This window comes from Desulfuromonas sp. KJ2020, from assembly GCF_024197615.1.
Classification (GTDB): Bacteria; Desulfobacterota; Desulfuromonadia; order Desulfuromonadales; family SZUA-540; genus SZUA-540.
This window is the reverse complement of sequence record NZ_JAKUKE010000003.1, coordinates 232,988-249,175: the sequence shown is the minus strand read 5'-3', so window position 1 is coordinate 249,175 and position 16,188 is coordinate 232,988. Positions and strand designations below refer to the sequence as shown.

Below are 16,188 nucleotides of genomic sequence, written 5' to 3'. Positions count from 1 at the left end.
CTTATTTCAGACAAGAGACATTAAAAAAACAAATGGAGCCTTTAGTGCCATTTACAATTTAAAACCCTCCCAAGGCCTCCTTGTTTTCAGGGGGTATCGCTCTTTCTTTTTAAAAAAAGAACGGATTGAAACGCCCACCTGTTCCAAAAGTAACACAAAAAACTTCAGGAGAAGTGAATTTTCACAATAGTGACCATACTACAGCACTTTTTCCCCTTGATTTTATTATCGACAATTGTTCTATTATAGAACCTTGTCAATCTCTGTTATCTAAACAAACCACACATTCAAAAGGAGGAAGATAACCATGGCAACACTTCTCGAGATGGCGGCTGAAATTGTTGCGGCCCACGCATCGACCACACCCATGTCCCGTGACGAACTGGTCGCCGAACTCAGTGAAATCCACAACGCCCTGAGCGCGCTTGAAAAAGGCGAGGCCGTTGCTGCCGAAGCGGAAGCCGTCGAGGCCCCCGCTGTTTCCCGCAAGAAAGCCTTTGGCAAAGATAAGGTGACCTGCATGATCTGCGGCAAAGAGATGAAGACACTGGCCCGCCATCTTCGCACGGCTCACGACATGAAACCCAGCGAATACCGCAAGCAGTTCGACATTCCCCGCACGCAGCCCTTGGCAGCCCGTGCCTATTCGGAAAGTCGACGGCAAATGGCTGTTGACCGTGGTCTGGGCGAGAATCTCGCCAAAGCCCGCGCCGCCAAGAGTAAAGCCAAGACCAAAAAGTAACAGTCTGCGCTAAAAGGACACGCTTTACAAAAAAAGCGCCCTGGCGGGGCGCTTTTTTTGTGTTGACCAATGTCTGATTTCAGTTCAGCGTAAATGCGAGGGTGTGAATAACTGTGCCCTCTGCATCGAGCACATCCACGCGCCAATCTCCCGTCCATTCAGGGAGAAGAGCCTTAGAGGACCAGGTCCGCCAATTATTGGAGCGAACGGCCAGATCAACCCGGGCCATTTCTTCGTCTCCGCGATACCAGACATGGGTTACCTGGCTGTCAGACTCCGCACCGACAATGCGGGTAAAACAATACAACTTCCCGACATCGGCCGAATAACTGGTCAACGAATCGACGGGATTGCGGTCACTGATTTGAGAAGTGATCGCACCTTCGGCCACTTCCAGGGCAAAAGCCGAGGCAGGCAGACTCAGGCATGCCGCAAGTAGAACAAAGGCGATTACAGACAAGCGCTTCATAGATTTTTCTCCTTTACAGATCGGATGAAGTTTCCAGCATGCCCAACTATATACCATAGGCTTTTCGGGTACGCCAGCACAGGGGGTATATTTTTAGCGGCGATGGCCATTGTATGAATTTCCCCTTGACCCGGCCCAAAACCCTGCTCTAAATTGTCTTGCCGCCACCAAAAGGATACAGGATATGAAACGCGTCATCGTCGGCGACAGCCGGGAAAAGGTCCTCTCAACCCTGGAGGTTATTCTCAAACACTGGGGATACAGGGTAGTGGTATCTTCAAGCCCTGAGCAGATAGAGGCCTTGTTACTGGAGACCTCCCCTGACCTGTTATTCATGGGAGCCCACTTGCTGCAATCCGGGCCCACCAAACTGACCCAAACCGTTGGAGACAAGACGCTGGGCGAAAAATGTCCTCTCGTCGTCCTCAAAGAAAATGGCCGGCCGTTTCCTGCCAACTTTCCGTGCGAAAGCCTGGATGTTCCTATCGGGTTATTCGAACTCTACGCCATGATCCAGAAATATCTTGAAAAAACCCCGAGAAAAAATCTGAGGCTGGATCTCAAGCTCCCGGGTGTTCTCTATCGGGACGGCGCCCCTCATCTATCAGAGATCCTCAGCCTGAGCGAGCAGGGTCTGTTTATCCGAAGTGCTTTTCGACTGGCCCAAAATGAGCCGCTTCAAGTCATTTTTCCTTTGATGGGGATGAAGAAAGAACTGGAGATCGAAGGGCGGGTTTTATACAACGTCCTGCCGGCACCAGAAAACAATTACCTGCAAGGTTCTGGCGTGGAGTTCCAGCACCTGACCGACCAGGACCACCTTTGCCTGCAGCGTTTCATCGAGCGCTGCTTCCTGGGCGAAATGACGCCGAGCGAAAGGAGCCGCATGGACCTGACTGACGACCAGGTCCAAGACCTCGACCAGGATGTTTCATTGAAACTTATCAGCAGTCACTGACTGCCCCCGGCACTCCTTCCTCACAGAACGCTTTCCCCCACGGCAAAAGGCACCTGCAGCGCGGCGGCGACCGTTGCCGCCACATCAGCAAAAGAAGCGCGCACACCGAGATCCGCCCCCTTTTCCAGCCCCGGATGCCAGATAAGCAGCGGCACGTATTCACGGGAGTGATCCGTGCCGGGGGTGGTCGGGTCGCAGCCATGGTCGGCCGTGATCACCAGAAGATCCCGCGGGCCCATGGTCTGCTGGAGACGCGGCAGCCACCGATCGAATTCTTCAAGGGCACGACCGAAGCCCGTCGCCTCCAGACGGTGGCCGTAAAGCATGTCAAAGTCCACCAGATTCGTGAAGATCAGCCCTCGGTTCACCACAGACAGCGCCTCCAGGGTCTTGGCCATGCCATCAGCATTACTCTGCGAGGTCACACTGTCGGTAACCCCCTGCCCGGCAAAGATATCCCTGATTTTACCCACAGCGTATACACGCATCCCCATCTCCTTGACCCGGTCGAGGATGGTTTTCTGGGTCGGCAGGAGGGAAAAATCATGCCGTCGAGAGGTCCGGCGGAAATCGGCTGCGCACGTACCGACAAAAGGTCTGGCAATCACCCGGCCCACCCGGTAAGGGTCGAGCAGACGCCGAGCGATACGGCAGATTTCATAAAGGCGTTCCACCGGAATGACCTCTTCGTGGGCGGCGATCTGAAAGACCGAGTCGGCGCTGGTATAGACGATGGGCCTGCCCGTACGCAGATGCTCCTCTCCTAGCACTTTGAGAATTTCAGTACCACTGGCGGCGATATTGCCCAGAGGCTCCAAACCCGTCTCACGCTGGAAAGCCATCATGATTGCAGCCGGGAAGCCGTCGGGGTAGGTGGGAAAAGGCTGCGTCTGAATAATGCCGGCCAGCTCCCAGTGGCCGGTCGTGGTGTCTTTGCCGGCGGAAATCTCCCGCAGGCGGCCATACAAACCCTTGGCCTCTGCCACCGGCGACACGCCTGCTACGGAATGGATGTTTCCCAGGCCGAGGGCCTGCAGGGTCGGCAGCCGCAGGCCGCCGCAGTGCCGAGCCACATGCCCCAGGGTGTCAGCCCCCTCGTCTCCATAATCCCCGGCGTCCTCCTGGGCACCGACACCTACCCCGTCCAGGGTAATCAGCACCACCCGCTCAAATGCCGCCTTGTTCATAGATCCCTCTGACGCCGCCATTGCTCGACGATGGTTACCCCTGCGCTTGTACCGATGCGGGTAGCTCCGGCGGCAAGCATGCGATGGCAGGTTTCCCAGTCGCGTATGCCGCCGGCGGCCTTGACCCCGACCCGTCCAGCCACAGCTTCGGCCAGCAGGGCGACATCCGCGGTCGTCGCGCCACCGGGGCCGAAGCCCGTTGAGGTCTTGACATAAGCGGCGCCAGCTTCCACAACCAGGCGTGCCAACTCTCCCTTAAGGGCATCCTCCAGATAACAGCATTCCAGAATGACCTTGACCCGGGCCCCTTCGGCGGCGGCGACTACCTGACGGATATCCTGTAAAACCTGATCCCGGCGCCCCTCCAGCGCCGCCCCGACCGGAATAACCATATCGATTTCAGCGGCGCCCCTTCTCACCGCGTCCTGCGCTTCGAATGCCTTGACCAGGGAACTGGCATAACCGAGAGGAAAACCGACCACCGTGGCCACGGCGACTTCCGAGCCATAAAGGACATCCGCAGCCAGAGGGACATAGAAAGGCGGGATGCAAACCGAGGCAAAGCCGTACTCCACTGCCTCCTCGCACAGGTGGCGAACCTGGCTCGAACGAGTATCTGCTTTTAATAGGGTATGATCAATCCGGGAGGCAGGGCTCTTAAAATTCATATTCAGCCTCATCATTTAACGGTAGCAAAATAGAAACGGGCCGCAATAAAAAGCGGCCCGCATCATTCAGCAGACAGCAGAAAAGACAGAAGTCCGCCCCCTCAACTGCGATAATCGGAGTTTATCTTCACATAATCGTAGGTCAAATCAGATGTGTAGTAATCGCCCGTCCCTTCACCCAGACCCAGGTCAACGGTCACGGTGAATTCCGGTTTTTTGAGCACCGCAGTCGCCTGCGCCTCGAAGTCCTGGCCAGTACTCAGCCCCTGACGAACGACGGGAACCTCATCGAACAGAATGGTCACCCGATTGGGATCGACCTCAGCGCCTGAATATCCGGCCGCAGCAATGATGCGTCCCCAGTTGGCGTCCGCCCCAAAAAAGGCGGTCTTGACCAGATTGGAGGTGGCGATGCTGCGAGCCACCGTTTTGGCGTTGGCGGCATCAAGGGCCCCTTGCACGTGAATGCGGACAACCTTGGTGGCCCCTTCGCCGTCACGGACGATCATCTTGGCCAGATCCAGCAGAATTGTCTTCAAGGCCTGCAGAAAATCGGCCCCGGCTTCCGTCCCCGCTTGAATGGGTGTATTGCCGGCCAGACCATTGGCAAGGATGAGGACCATATCGTTGGTAGACGTATCTCCGTCCACAGTGATGCTGTTGAAGGAATCGGCAACGGCCTGGCGCAGCGCCTCCTTCAGAAAAGAGGGATCCACTTCGGCGTCAGTCATCACAAAGCCGAGCATGGTTGCCATGTTGGGATGAATCATGCCGGCGCCCTTGGCGATGCCCATCAGGGTGTAATGCCCTTGCCCACAGGGAACACGCACCGAGGCCATCTTGGGGAAGGCGTCGGTAGTGCGTATGGCCTGGGCCACATCCTGGGCAGCGCCTTTATTTAATGCCACAGGGAGCGAAGGAATGGCTCTTTCGAACTTGTCCATCGGCAGCGGCACCCCGATAACACCGGTGGAAGAGACGGCGACCAGCTCTTCTTCAATACCCAGCACACTGGCACAGAGCGCGCCGCAGCGGCGGGCATCCTTGAGTCCCTGTTCTCCGGTACAGGCATTGGCGTTACCACTGTTGACGAGGACCGCCTGACAGCGTCCAAGATGGATGCGGGGTGCGGTCACCTGTAATGGAGCGGCAATCACCTTATTGGTGGTAAAAACACCGGCGGCAGTCGCCGGCACTTCGGAGAGGATGAGCGCCAGATCAGCCTTCCCTGACTTTTTGATGCCGGCCGAAGCCGCGGCGAAGCGAAACCCCTTGACCGTTTCGGATGTGGTCTCAGTCATGACAGATGCTCCCGGATCCTGACGTGATGGATGAGAAAACATGATAGCCTTGAGCCGGCGACGGATGTTCGCTTAGGCTCCGCAACATTTTTTGTACTTTTTACCGCTGCCGCAAGGACAGGGGTCGTTACGCCCGACCTTGTCCTCTTCGCGGGTCACCGGCTGCTTATCCTGGCTCTCGCCCCCCACACGATTCAGAACGATGCGCCGGCGCCGCTGTTCGGCTTCCAACTTCTCCACATCCTCTTCCTTGGCCAACTGGATACGATAGAGCTTCTGCACCACTTCATGGCGAATGCGCCCCATCATTTCCATGAAGAGGCTGTAAGCCTCCCGTTTGTATTCCTCTTTGGGATTGCGCTGTCCGTAGCCCCTCAGCCCAATCCCCTCCTTGAGGTGATCGATGGAAAGCAGATGGTCCTTCCACTGAGAATCGATGGTCTGGAGCAGCAGCACCTTCATCAGGTGCTCCATAACAGGAGGCGTAAACTCCTCCTCGCGCTGCTGCAGCCGTTCCAGAACCTGCTCCCGGAGACGCCCGGCCAGAGCATCCTGGGTCAGGTCGACCGCGGCGGTGTCACCCAAATCTGGCGGAAAATTGAACTGGTTTAGAAAGTCTTCCGCCAGGCTCTGCCAGTTCCAGTCCTCGGCACGCGTCTTCTCAGGACAGAAAGTGGCAACCATATCCTCGATGGTTTCGCCAACGATCGATTCGTAGGTCTCGCGCAGATTCTCCCCGGCCAGAACCTCCTTGCGCTGGGTGTAAATGACCTCGCGCTGTTTGTTCATGACATCGTCATATTCGATCAAGTGCTTGCGGATGTCGAAGTTGTGGCCTTCCACCTTTTTCTGGGCGTTTTCAATGGCCCGCGAGATAATGCCGTGCTCAATGGGCTCCCCTTCGGGAATCTTGAGCTTGTCCATGACGAAAGCGACACGGTGCGAACCGAAAATACGCAGAAGATCGTCTTCAAGGCTTAGATAAAAACGGCTCGCCCCGGGATCGCCCTGGCGGCCGCTGCGGCCGCGCAGCTGGTTGTCGATGCGGCGTGATTCATGACGCTCCGTGCCCAGAATATAAAGTCCGCCGGCCTCAAGTACCGCCTCTTTTTCTGCCGCGCAGAGGGCACGATATTTTTCCAGCAGAGCCATTTCCGCCGCATCGGGATCCTCAGCCGTTGCCGCTTCCCGACGGGCGAGGAGCTCGGCGTTGCCGCCGAGGATGATATCGGTGCCGCGACCGGCCATATTGGTGGCGATGGTCACCGCTCCCTTGCGGCCAGCCTGCGCCACGATCTCCGCCTCCTTCTCGTGATGTTTGGCATTGAGAACGTGATGAGGAACTCCGCGCTTGCGCAGCATTTCGGCGAGCACTTCCGATTTTTCAATGGAGATGGTACCGACAAGCACCGGCTGACCCGTTTCATGACAGCCGACCACATCGTCCACAACCGCCTTGAACTTCTCTTTTTCCGTTTTATAGATGACATCGGCGTAGTCTTTACGCAGCAGCGGACGGTTGGTCGGAATGACCACGACATCGAGTTTGTAAATCTGATGGAATTCCGCGGCTTCCGTATCGGCCGTCCCCGTCATACCGGAAAGCTTGTTGTACATGCGGAAATAGTTCTGAAAGGTAATGGTGGCCAGCGTCTGGTTTTCGCTCTCGATCTTGACCCCTTCCTTCGCCTCCACGGCCTGGTGCAGACCGTCGCTCCAGCGCCGCCCCGGCATCAGACGCCCTGTAAACTCATCGACAATCATGACCTCGCCATCCTTGACGACATAGTCGACATCCCGACGGAAGAGAGCGTGGGCCTTGAGGGCCTGGTTGACGTGGTGGAGAAGTTCGATATTGCGGGGCTCGTAGAGGTTCTCCACGCCGAGCAGCTTTTCGACCTTGGCAACCCCCTCCTCGGTCAAACTGGAAGCCTTGGCCTTTTCATCGACGGTAAAGTCGCCGGTGTACTCCTTGAGGGTCTGGCCGATCTTGCCGTCGCGGGTTTCGATGACCTCACCCTTCTTGAGCATGGGGATGATGCGATTGACGGTATAGTACAGTTCGCTGGACGCCTCACTGGGACCGGAAATGATCAGGGGCGTACGGGCTTCATCGATCAGGATGCTGTCAACCTCATCGACGATGGCAAAGTTGAGCTCGCGCTGCACATAATCGCTGAGGGCGAACTTCATGTTATCGCGCAGATAGTCGAAGCCGAATTCGTTGTTGGTGCCATAGGTGATGTCGCAGCCGTAGGCTTCCTTGCGCTGGGTATCCGTGAGGCCATGCACGATGCAGCCGACAGTCAGCCCCAGAAAACGATGGACCTGCCCCATCCACTCGGAGTCGCGGCGCGCCAGATAATCGTTGACGGTAATGACGTGAACGCCGCGCCCACTCAAGGCGTTGAGATAGGCTGGCAAGGTGGCGACCAGGGTCTTGCCCTCGCCTGTCTTCATCTCGGCGATTTTCCCTGAGTGAAGGACCATGCCTCCGATCAGTTGGACGTCAAAGTGACGCATGCCGAGCACCCGACGCGCCGCTTCACGCACAACGGCGAAAGCTTCCGGCAGCAGGTTGTCCAGGGACTCCCCCTGCTCAAGGCGTTGACGGAACTCGGCTGTTTTACCACGGAGTTCCTCGTCGGACAGAGGAGATATCGAAGGCTCCAGGGCGTTGATTTTATCTACGACAAGCCTTAACTGCTTGAGTTCACGCTCATTCTTGCTGCCAACAATCTTTCGTACCAATGAACCGATCATCAAAAGGCTCCTTAACGTTTCAGAATTTGTTCAGCGGGGCGTCGCCAGTTTTTACACCGGCAGGCCAGATCGCGCTGAGGACCTGGAATCATAGCATAGCCCCGAGAATCCTCACAAGGACTATGACGCTCCCATACTGCCGTTTCGCGCCATCCCCAAAAAACAAAACCCCGGAAATTCCGGGGTTTTGTAATGGGCGACAGGCAAATCGTCAAATATATTTTTTTGGATTGAGGGGCACGCCATTGAGGCGAACCTCATAATGCAGATGGGTACCGGTAGAAGTCCCCGTGTTGCCCACTGCCGCGATCTTGTCCCCGCGCTTGACCCTTTGACCGACCTTGACAAAGAGTTTGGAGTTGTGGCCATAGAGGGTTTTGAAACCGTAGCCGTGGTCGATAACGACCATCTTGCCGTAACCGGGAGCGGTTTCGGCCCGACTGACGATGCCGTCGGCAGTGGCGATAACCGTCGTACCGGTACTGGCCGCGATATCAAGCCCTTCGTGCATTTTGCGTTTACCCGTGAAGGGAGAATTACGCATGCCGAAATTGGAAGTCACCCAGCCTTTGACAGGCCAGCCATTGGGTTTTGCTGCCATGAGAGAGCGCTGGTCATTAAGAAAACCCTGGACCTCTTCCTGACTTTCCCGACGAAGTTCAATGGCCTCACGGATCTGGTCGATCTGCCGCTGCAATTCAGAGAATTCCGTGGCCGCATCGTCCTCCGGCGCTCCCCCCATGCCGTTGAGGGCATCGGGACGGGGACCGGACAACTGGGCCAGCACCCGAACCTTGGCGTCATTCTGGGCCAAGACCACCATTTCTTTGCGAAGATCTTCGATGTTAGCGCAAAGTCGGCCGATCTCCTGCTGCTGGGAACGGTTTTCGGTACGCAGGCGCTGCAGCTCCTGACGGTCGACGTGTGTTCTGACGTAATCGAATAGCAGCGCGCTCGTGCCCAGAAAAAGCAGGACGGAACACGTAATGGCCAGAGAAATCCAGCGTCGGGGCAGCGTGAACCGGCGCACCCGATGAGATCCTTCCGGAATGACAAGCAGTGTAAATCGTTTAGCGGACAAACGGTCCTCCTGGTTTTTTAGTATCGCACCATCCGAATGAACATGAATCCGCGACGCTCATTAATAAAAGAAGCCGCCAAGCCCTGTCAAGCTAATTGGAAATCTTCGGTTTACCTGATAAGACCTGATGACGTTTTTGGGCTCATCGGGCCGCCATTGAGCCAAGAGGTCAGAGTTCGATACTCAGGGCGATTTCATCACATTCGGGAAACTTGGCGCACTTGATACAATCACTCCAGATCTTGTGGGGCAATTCCGATTTTTCAATCAGATGAAATCCCATCTTTTCAAAAAATCCAGGCTTGTATGTCAGCGCAAAGACCCGTCTGACCCCAAGCTGGCGAGCCTCTTCCAAGCAGGCCATGACAAGCTGACGCCCGATCCCTTTCAGACCGCTGGATTCTGAAACCGCCAGAGAGCGCACTTCGGCCAGGTCCTCCCAGCAGATATTCAGCGAAACCGTTCCGACCACTTCGCCGTCTTCCTCAAAAACGTAAAAATCACGAATTGTTTCATATATTTCTGCCAAGGAACGGGACAGCATGAGACCGTCCTTGGCATAACCGATCAAAAGTTTATGGATGGACTTGGCGTCCGGTATTCTGGCTCGGCGTATCATAACGCGGTTGCTCTCCCCCTCGAAAAAAAGACCCCATAGAAAGGAAATATAAAAAGGCTCGACTCAACTCCTGGCCGAGGAGGTAATCATCTCCCGGGCATGGGCAAGGGTTTTTTCGGTCATCTGGGCTCCACCGAGCATCCGGGCCATCTCTCGGACCCGATCCTCCCCTTCCAGGGGGACCAGGGCGGTAAAAGTTCGTCCCCCCTGCTGCATCTTTTCCACCCGGTAATGCCTGTCGCCAAAAGCGGCGACCTGAGGAAGGTGGGTAATGCAAAGAACTTGCAACCCTTGTGCCACTCTTCGCAACTTTTCCCCGACCGCCGTGGCGGCCGTCCCGCCGACACCCGCATCGACTTCATCAAAGACGAGCGTAGAGACACCATTCCGCTCGGGGGCGACACTCTTCAGGGCCAGCATGATGCGGGAAAGCTCACCGCCTGAGGCGATCCAGGCCAAAGGTTTGGGCTCTTCACCAGGATTGGCGGAAATATAAAACTCCCCCCGCTCCAACCCTTTGGGGCCCGGCGCGGAAAGGGGAAAAAGGCGCATCTCGAAACGGGCCTTCTCCATGGCCAGATCTTTTAGCTCGTGCTCGAGGGCTTCACGCAACCTTTCGCCAGCCGACCGACGGGCCTCGGACAACTGCTGGCCGGCCTCATGAAGGCGCGCCCGGTTTTCGGTCAATTTTTTGTCCAACACCTCGCGGGTGGCGTCAATATCTTTGAGAACTTCGATTTCATGATCGATTTTCTCTTTATAAGCCAGAATTTCATCGACAGTTGCCCCGTATTTACGCTTGAGTCCAGCCAGCAGGGCCAAGCGTTGCTCCACCTGATCCTGACGTCCTTCCTCATAACCTCCCTGCCCGGCGTGATCACGAAGCTGAAGAGCCACGTCTTCGAGGGCATAAAATGCGTTGCGCACGGCTTCACCGAGGGCTCCCAGCCCCGAATCCACCTCGCGCAGGCCCTCCAATCGGTCAGCCAGAGCACCCAACTTTTCACAGACCGACCCGTCCATGCCATAGAGGAGTTCGTGCCCCCCGTCTGTGGCAGCAACCACCTTCTCAGCATGTTGCAGACGCAGTCTTTCGGATGCCAGACTCTCCTCTTCACCGGGCTGCAACTGGGCCCTGTCAATCTCCCGACTCTGGTAGTTCAGCAGGTCGAGACGCTGTTGCCGTTCTTTTTCGGCTTCCTCAAGCTTCTTCCGGTTATTCTCGAGTTCCTGGGTATCACGGTAAATGTCCCGGTAACGGGCCACCTCCTCCTGCAGATTGGCGTACCGATCCAGAAGGTCGAGGTGCGTATCGGCCCGCTGCAGGTTCTGGTGCTCATGCTGACCATAAATGGTCAGCAGTTCAGAAGCCACGTCCTCCAATTGGGACAACTTGGCCAGGGAGCCGTTGATATAGATCCGGTTTTTTCCTGACCGGCTCACCAACCGCTTGACGATCAGCTCTTCCCCGGCCTCAAAACCTTCAGTCTCCAGGCGCTGCACAATCCCGGGCCGACCGGAAATATTGAACATGGCCTCCACTTGGGCTTCGTCCTCTCCCGTCCGGATGACTTCCGGCCGAGCCCGATCTCCCATGAGCAAGCCGACGGCATCGATGATAATCGACTTCCCGGCGCCGGTTTCGCCTGTCAACACATTAAAGCCGGGCTGGAAAGTCACATGCAAGCGGTCGATAATCGCGAAGTTTTTGATAATGAGATCGGTCAGCATAAAGAAGCTCGCCCCCTTACGTTGTGCATAAAATGCCTTGTTCATTTAGACTGAGGTCAACGTTCCCCCCACTTCAACTTCGTACGCAAAACCTGAAAAAAGTCCTTGGAAGGACTCTTGACCAGCAGGGTACTGCTTTTGGACCGACGGACCTCGACAATGTCCCCGCCCTGCAGCGGCATGCCGACCTGTCCGTCTGCCGTGAAAACCACATCCTCGTCCTGAAACTTGACCTCAATGCGGATTATCGATTCATCAGGGACGATGATCGGACGATTGGTCAGCATGTGGGGACAGATCGGTGAGATAACGAGACAGTGCAGACCGGGAGACATGATAGGACCGCCGGCCGCCAGATTATAGGCGGTGGACCCGGTGGGCGTGGAAATAATCAGACCATCCGCCTTGAAGGTCGTCAGATAGACATCGTCGACCGAAGCCTCCATGTCGATGATGCGGGCCAGGGCGCCCTTGTTGATGACGACATCATTGAGGACCCGGAAACGCCCGACTTTCTGACCCTGGCGCAGAACGACCACATCCATCATCATGCGATCGCTGACGGTAAAATCGCCCTGAATGACCCGCTCCAGCACGGGATAAAGCTCATCCAGAGTGACTTCGGTAAGAAAGCCAAGACTCCCCAGGTTTACCCCGAGAATGGGCGTTTTCAAATCGCCGACCTGGCGGGCGACGGAGATCAGAGTGCCATCGCCGCCCAGAACCAGGATGAGGTTGACCATGGCGGGGATGCTGCGACCGGGATAGCCTTGGGCCCCCCCCATTTCGGCCGCCAGCCCTTCCTCGAAAAAGACCTCTATTCCCCGCTGCGCCAACCAGTCGCTGACCTCGCGCGCAACCTGCACCGCAGTGGGATTTTTGCGTTTAATGTAGATACCGATACGTTTCATGGTAATCCTCATGGAGGCAAAGTGGCTCAAAGCTACCACACACCCGGGGCAAAGTCCATCGCTTTCAGGAACTTAGGCTGACAGACCCTTGTGAGCCAGGACGTTCTGTGATAGCTTTTCCGAGCCGGCCACAGGCCGCAGAGAGGATGATTATGGATCTTTTTACCCACGGTTCCGAAGGCTTAAAAAGTGCCCCCCTGGCCGAACGGCTGCGCCCGCGGACACTGGATGAGATGGTAGGTCAGGATCACCTGATCGGCGAAGGGAAAATCCTGCGCAAACTCATCGAGGCCGACCAGGTCGCCTCCATCATCTTCTGGGGTCCGCCCGGCACGGGAAAAACAACGCTGGCCCAGGTCATCGCCAACACGACCCGCAGCCGCTTCGTCTTCTTTTCCGCCGTCATGCAGGGCATCAAGGATGTACGTGAAATCGTCCAGAAAGCCCGAGAAGAAAAGGCCTATCATGGGCGGAAAACCCTGCTTTTTGTCGATGAGATTCACCGTTTCAACAAGGCCCAGCAGGACGCCTTTCTCCCCCATGTAGAGAAAGGCGACATCATCCTCATCGGCGCCACCACCGAAAATCCTTCCTTTGAAGTGAATTCTGCCCTGCTTTCGCGGTCTCGGGTGTTTGTCCTGCAGCCCCTGAGTCCTGACGACATCGGCGTTCTCCTGACACGCGCCCTGCAGGATGAACGCTGGCCGGAGGGACGCGGCCGGCAGATCGCTCCGGACGCTCTCGACTTTTTGGCCGACCAGGCACAGGGGGACGCGCGAGTGGCCCTGAACACCCTTGAACTGGCGGTATCGACCGCCGCAGCCGAAAAACGGATCACCCTGCAACTGCTGCAGGAGGTTCTGCAGAAGAAGCCCCTGCTCTACGACAAGGGTGCCGAAGAGCACTACAATGTCATATCCGCCTTCATCAAGAGCCTGCGCGGCTCCGACCCTGACGGCGCCCTCTACTGGCTCGCCCGCATGATCGAGGCGGGCGAGGATCCCCTCTTCATCGTGCGGCGGCTGGTAATTTTTGCGGCCGAAGATGTCGGCAATGCCGATCCCCGCGGGCTTCAACTCGCCGTCGCCACCATGCAGGCCCTGCAGTTCGTCGGCATGCCGGAAGGACGGATCCCGCTGGCCCAGGCCGTCACCTATCTGGCCACTGCGCCCAAAAGCAATGCCTCGTACAAGGGTATCAATGAGGCGCTTGCCGAAGTACGCCAGAGCGGCGCCCTGCCTGTGCCTCTACATATCCGCAATGCCCCGACCGGCTTGATGAAAGAACTCGGCTACGGCCAGGGATATCGCTACGCCCACGATTACGAAGGGGGCTTCGCTCCGCAGCAGCATTTGCCAGACCAGCTACAGGGGCGGCAATTTTACCGTCCCCAGGACCGCGGCTACGAAAAGATGATCGGTGAAAGGATGCGCCACTGGGCGGACCTTGGCCGCCCTCCCTCGACAGAGGAGTCAAGGAAAACCGCGCAGGACGATACAGACAAGCCGCACAAGCAAGATACTGATTAAAGAAAATTGTGCAGGCTACGCAGATGGGCCATAATGGGCGGGGACTCTTCTTTCTGGAGTTCCCGCTTGTTTATGCGTAGCATTACCGCTACACAGCGTCTAAGAAAGATTTTTCTCAGGTTGCGAGCTTAAGGAACCTGCCCTCCCCTAAATTACCCCAGAGAGGCCTATGGAGAACCATCATCTTGCCGGACAGTTCCTGGATTCGATCACGGAAGAAAACTGCCGAAACAAGGGACGCGAAGTCAGCCAAAAAGCCCTGATCAATAAGCTTAACTCCATCAATTTTCATGGCGGCCATGTCTTGATCACCCTCTCGCATCGTCGCTATCCGCAAAAGATAACCCTGAAAGCCGCTCCCCAACCCTGCTTCAATGCGCAAGTTGACTTGTTGTGGCTAGAGCCTGAGGCTGTCCAGGGCAAGCTCAAGACCTACGAATTCGACCATCTGATTATTTCTGACGGCCTGAAACTTATCGTTGTCAGGCCCGACCTTGTCGGCATTTCGCCACAAGGGATGCGGATCTTGCTGCCGAAGATGGGATGCGAGGTGCGTTCGCGAAAGACACAACGTTTTCCCTGTCTTCCCCTGCAGGTCGATGTCATACAGAATAGTGCGCATTTCAAAGGAGTTCTTCAGGATTTTACCGCCTGTTCTTTCGCCGTCAAATTGAGCACAGTCGCACCACAGACCTTCAACTGGCTTAACCCCAATGAACCCGTCATGGTTGTGCTGAGCAACGACACCATTCCCCTTTTTGGCGGAGAGTGCCATATCGTCTATCAGAACTGGGAGCAAAAGACCCGCACCGTGGTTTTGCACATCCAGCGCCAGGTGACTCCCCGCTTCAAAACCAAGGAATTCAGAAGTCCGCGGCAGGAGCTGATCCCCTCCCCCAACATTCAATTCCTGCATCCGTTGACAGAAAAAAAAATCGACCTTGGTGTCATTAATCTCTCCGGCACGGGGCTGGCTGTCGAAGAAGACCTGTCGCACTCCGTGCTGCTGCCAGGGCTTATCATTCCTGAACTTCAGATGACCTTTGCAACCAGCTTCACTCTGACTTGCATGGCTCAGGTTATCTATCGACGACCTCGCAGTGATGATCCAGGGGAGACCCGTGTAATTTGCGGGCTGGCCATACTCGACATGAAAATGGAGGAACATGTCAACCTGCTTTCACTCCTGCAGCAGGTCAATGATCCACGTTCCTATCTCTGCAACAGGGTGGACCTGGATGCGCTATGGCATTTCTTTTTTGAGACGGGCTTTATCTACCCGGAAAAGTATGCCCACATTCAGGCGAAAAAAGAGAGGTTCAAGAAGACCTACGAGAAGCTCTACACAGAAAGCCCTCGAATTGCCCGTCACTTTATTTATCAGGACAAGGGGGTGATTATGGGGCACATGGCCATGCTGAGAATCTACAGTAAAACCTGGTTGATCCATCACCATGCTGCTGACCGGACACTATCACAAAGAGCAGGCCTGGTGGTTTTGGAGCAGATCGGAAGCTACATCAACGACTCCCACAATCTCCACTCGTCTCACATGAATTTCGTCATGTGCTATTTTCGGCCGGACAATAAATTTCCTCGCCGCGTCTTTGGAGGTGTGGCGAAGTACATCAACAATCCCAAAGGATGCTCAACCGATGACTTTGTCTATTTCTATATTCAGCCTGATACCACGCTAGGGCTGCGGGCGGAAGGGTCTTGTCACGTACAGCCGACGGTCGAGGAGGATCTCGTTGAACTCAGCTATTACTACGAGCATCTTTCTGGAGGACTCATGATTCCGGCTATTGACCTGGAACCTGGAATCGAAAGCGAAGATGAGCCTGATGAAGAATTCTCAAGGTTGGGGCTAAAGAGACAGCGACTGTGCTTCTCTTTAAAACGAGATGGCGAATTACAGGCGATGATTCTGATCAACCTCTCCGACGCCGGTCTGAATATGTCTGAGCTCACCAACTGCATCCAGGTAATTGTCCTTGACCAGGACAATCTCACCAGGGGCGAGTTGATGGCCGCGTTAAACAGGCTAGGCAGGCAGTATTTTGAGAGTGATAAGATTCCCGCCATTTTATATCCGGTCAAATATGCCAAAGACCAGGATATTAAATATGATAAGATTTACACCATGTGGATTTTAAATTGTCAGAATCTTGACCAATACTTCAAATTCTGCAACACTTTCCTGGCACGCATATAAAAACATCATATTGC

General features: G+C 55.7%; 13 protein-coding genes. 4 read left to right on the top strand and 9 right to left on the bottom strand.

The window, feature by feature from the left end:
* Positions 1–307 precede the first annotated feature (307 nt).
* Complete coding sequence (locus tag MJO47_RS09535) at positions 308–742, top strand: MucR family transcriptional regulator (RefSeq protein ID WP_253960898.1); 435 nt, start codon at positions 308–310, stop codon at positions 740–742.
* 79 nt (positions 743–821) lie between these two features.
* Here MJO47_RS09535 and MJO47_RS09530 read toward each other — a convergent pair whose 3' ends face one another.
* Positions 822–1,211 carry a DUF2914 domain-containing protein gene (locus MJO47_RS09530; protein WP_253960897.1) on the bottom strand — a complete coding sequence of 130 codons (390 nt, stop codon included), beginning with the start codon at positions 1,209–1,211 and terminating at the stop codon, positions 822–824.
* A 184-nt stretch (positions 1,212–1,395) separates the two neighbouring features.
* Here MJO47_RS09530 and MJO47_RS09525 point away from each other — a divergent pair, with 184 nt between their 5' ends.
* A complete protein-coding gene (locus MJO47_RS09525; RefSeq protein WP_253960896.1) occupies positions 1,396–2,169 on the top strand; it encodes a PilZ domain-containing protein in 774 nt (257 codons plus the stop codon).
* A 20-nt stretch (positions 2,170–2,189) separates the two neighbouring features.
* On the opposite strand, the gene MJO47_RS09520 is transcribed toward MJO47_RS09525, so the two are convergent.
* The 8 genes from MJO47_RS09520 to MJO47_RS09485 all read right to left on the bottom strand — a co-directional run bounded on the left by MJO47_RS09520 (position 2,190) and on the right by MJO47_RS09485 (position 12,430).
* On the bottom strand, positions 2,190–3,356 hold the full coding sequence (locus tag MJO47_RS09520; RefSeq protein WP_253960895.1) for a phosphopentomutase: 1,167 nt from the start codon (positions 3,354–3,356) through the stop codon (positions 2,190–2,192).
* Positions 3,353–4,024 carry a deoxyribose-phosphate aldolase gene (gene deoC, locus MJO47_RS09515; protein WP_253960894.1) on the bottom strand — a complete coding sequence of 224 codons (672 nt, stop codon included), beginning with the start codon at positions 4,022–4,024 and terminating at the stop codon, positions 3,353–3,355. Before deoC ends, MJO47_RS09520 begins: the two co-directional genes overlap by 4 nt.
* Positions 4,025–4,125: 101 nt before the next feature.
* Positions 4,126–5,325: a bifunctional glutamate N-acetyltransferase/amino-acid acetyltransferase ArgJ gene (gene argJ, locus MJO47_RS09510; RefSeq protein WP_253960893.1), complete on the bottom strand. Its 1,200-nt coding sequence runs from the start codon at positions 5,323–5,325 to the stop codon at positions 4,126–4,128.
* 72 nt (positions 5,326–5,397) lie between these two features.
* Positions 5,398–8,088: a preprotein translocase subunit SecA gene (secA, locus tag MJO47_RS09505; RefSeq protein WP_253960892.1), complete on the bottom strand. Its 2,691-nt coding sequence runs from the start codon at positions 8,086–8,088 to the stop codon at positions 5,398–5,400.
* A 211-nt stretch (positions 8,089–8,299) separates the two neighbouring features.
* The gene (locus MJO47_RS09500; protein WP_253960891.1) at positions 8,300–9,169 is read right to left on the bottom strand and encodes a M23 family metallopeptidase; all 870 of its coding nucleotides are present in this window, start codon (positions 9,167–9,169) and stop codon (positions 8,300–8,302) included.
* Positions 9,170–9,338: 169 nt separating this feature from the next.
* Positions 9,339–9,788 (bottom strand): N-acetyltransferase, encoded by a 450-nt coding sequence (locus MJO47_RS09495; RefSeq protein WP_253960890.1) that lies wholly within the window; start codon positions 9,786–9,788, stop codon positions 9,339–9,341.
* Between the two features lie 63 nt (positions 9,789–9,851).
* Positions 9,852–11,519: a DNA repair protein RecN gene (recN, locus tag MJO47_RS09490; RefSeq protein ID WP_253960889.1), complete on the bottom strand. Its 1,668-nt coding sequence runs from the start codon at positions 11,517–11,519 to the stop codon at positions 9,852–9,854.
* A gap of 56 nt (positions 11,520–11,575) precedes the next feature.
* A complete protein-coding gene (locus MJO47_RS09485) occupies positions 11,576–12,430 on the bottom strand; it encodes an NAD(+)/NADH kinase (protein ID WP_253960888.1) in 855 nt (284 codons plus the stop codon).
* Between the two features lie 152 nt (positions 12,431–12,582).
* On the opposite strand from MJO47_RS09485, the gene MJO47_RS09480 reads away from it, so the two are divergent.
* Together MJO47_RS09480 and MJO47_RS09475 are read left to right on the top strand one after the other, a co-directional pair.
* Positions 12,583–13,959, top strand: coding sequence for a replication-associated recombination protein A (locus MJO47_RS09480; protein WP_253960887.1), 1,377 nt, complete (start codon positions 12,583–12,585; stop codon positions 13,957–13,959).
* A 169-nt stretch (positions 13,960–14,128) separates the two neighbouring features.
* Positions 14,129–16,174: a PilZ domain-containing protein gene (locus MJO47_RS09475; protein ID WP_253960886.1), complete on the top strand. Its 2,046-nt coding sequence runs from the start codon at positions 14,129–14,131 to the stop codon at positions 16,172–16,174.
* Positions 16,175–16,188 lie beyond the last annotated feature (14 nt).

Coding starts and splice junctions, on each gene's coding strand:
- MJO47_RS09525 (WP_253960896.1), top strand. CDS start 1,396: ATGAAACGCGTCATCGTCGGCGACAGCCGGGAAAAGGTCCTCTCAACC.
- MJO47_RS09495 (WP_253960890.1), bottom strand. CDS start 9,788: ATGATACGCCGAGCCAGAATACCGGACGCCAAGTCCATCCATAAACTT.
- deoC (WP_253960894.1), bottom strand. CDS start 4,024: ATGAATTTTAAGAGCCCTGCCTCCCGGATTGATCATACCCTATTAAAA.
- MJO47_RS09535 (WP_253960898.1), top strand. CDS start 308: ATGGCAACACTTCTCGAGATGGCGGCTGAAATTGTTGCGGCCCACGCA.
- MJO47_RS09520 (WP_253960895.1), bottom strand. CDS start 3,356: ATGAACAAGGCGGCATTTGAGCGGGTGGTGCTGATTACCCTGGACGGG.
- secA (WP_253960892.1), bottom strand. CDS start 8,088: ATGATCGGTTCATTGGTACGAAAGATTGTTGGCAGCAAGAATGAGCGT.
- MJO47_RS09475 (WP_253960886.1), top strand. CDS start 14,129: ATGGAGAACCATCATCTTGCCGGACAGTTCCTGGATTCGATCACGGAA.
- MJO47_RS09485 (WP_253960888.1), bottom strand. CDS start 12,430: ATGAAACGTATCGGTATCTACATTAAACGCAAAAATCCCACTGCGGTG.
- argJ (WP_253960893.1), bottom strand. CDS start 5,325: ATGACTGAGACCACATCCGAAACGGTCAAGGGGTTTCGCTTCGCCGCG.
- MJO47_RS09480 (WP_253960887.1), top strand. CDS start 12,583: ATGGATCTTTTTACCCACGGTTCCGAAGGCTTAAAAAGTGCCCCCCTG.
- MJO47_RS09530 (WP_253960897.1), bottom strand. CDS start 1,211: ATGAAGCGCTTGTCTGTAATCGCCTTTGTTCTACTTGCGGCATGCCTG.
- recN (WP_253960889.1), bottom strand. CDS start 11,519: ATGCTGACCGATCTCATTATCAAAAACTTCGCGATTATCGACCGCTTG.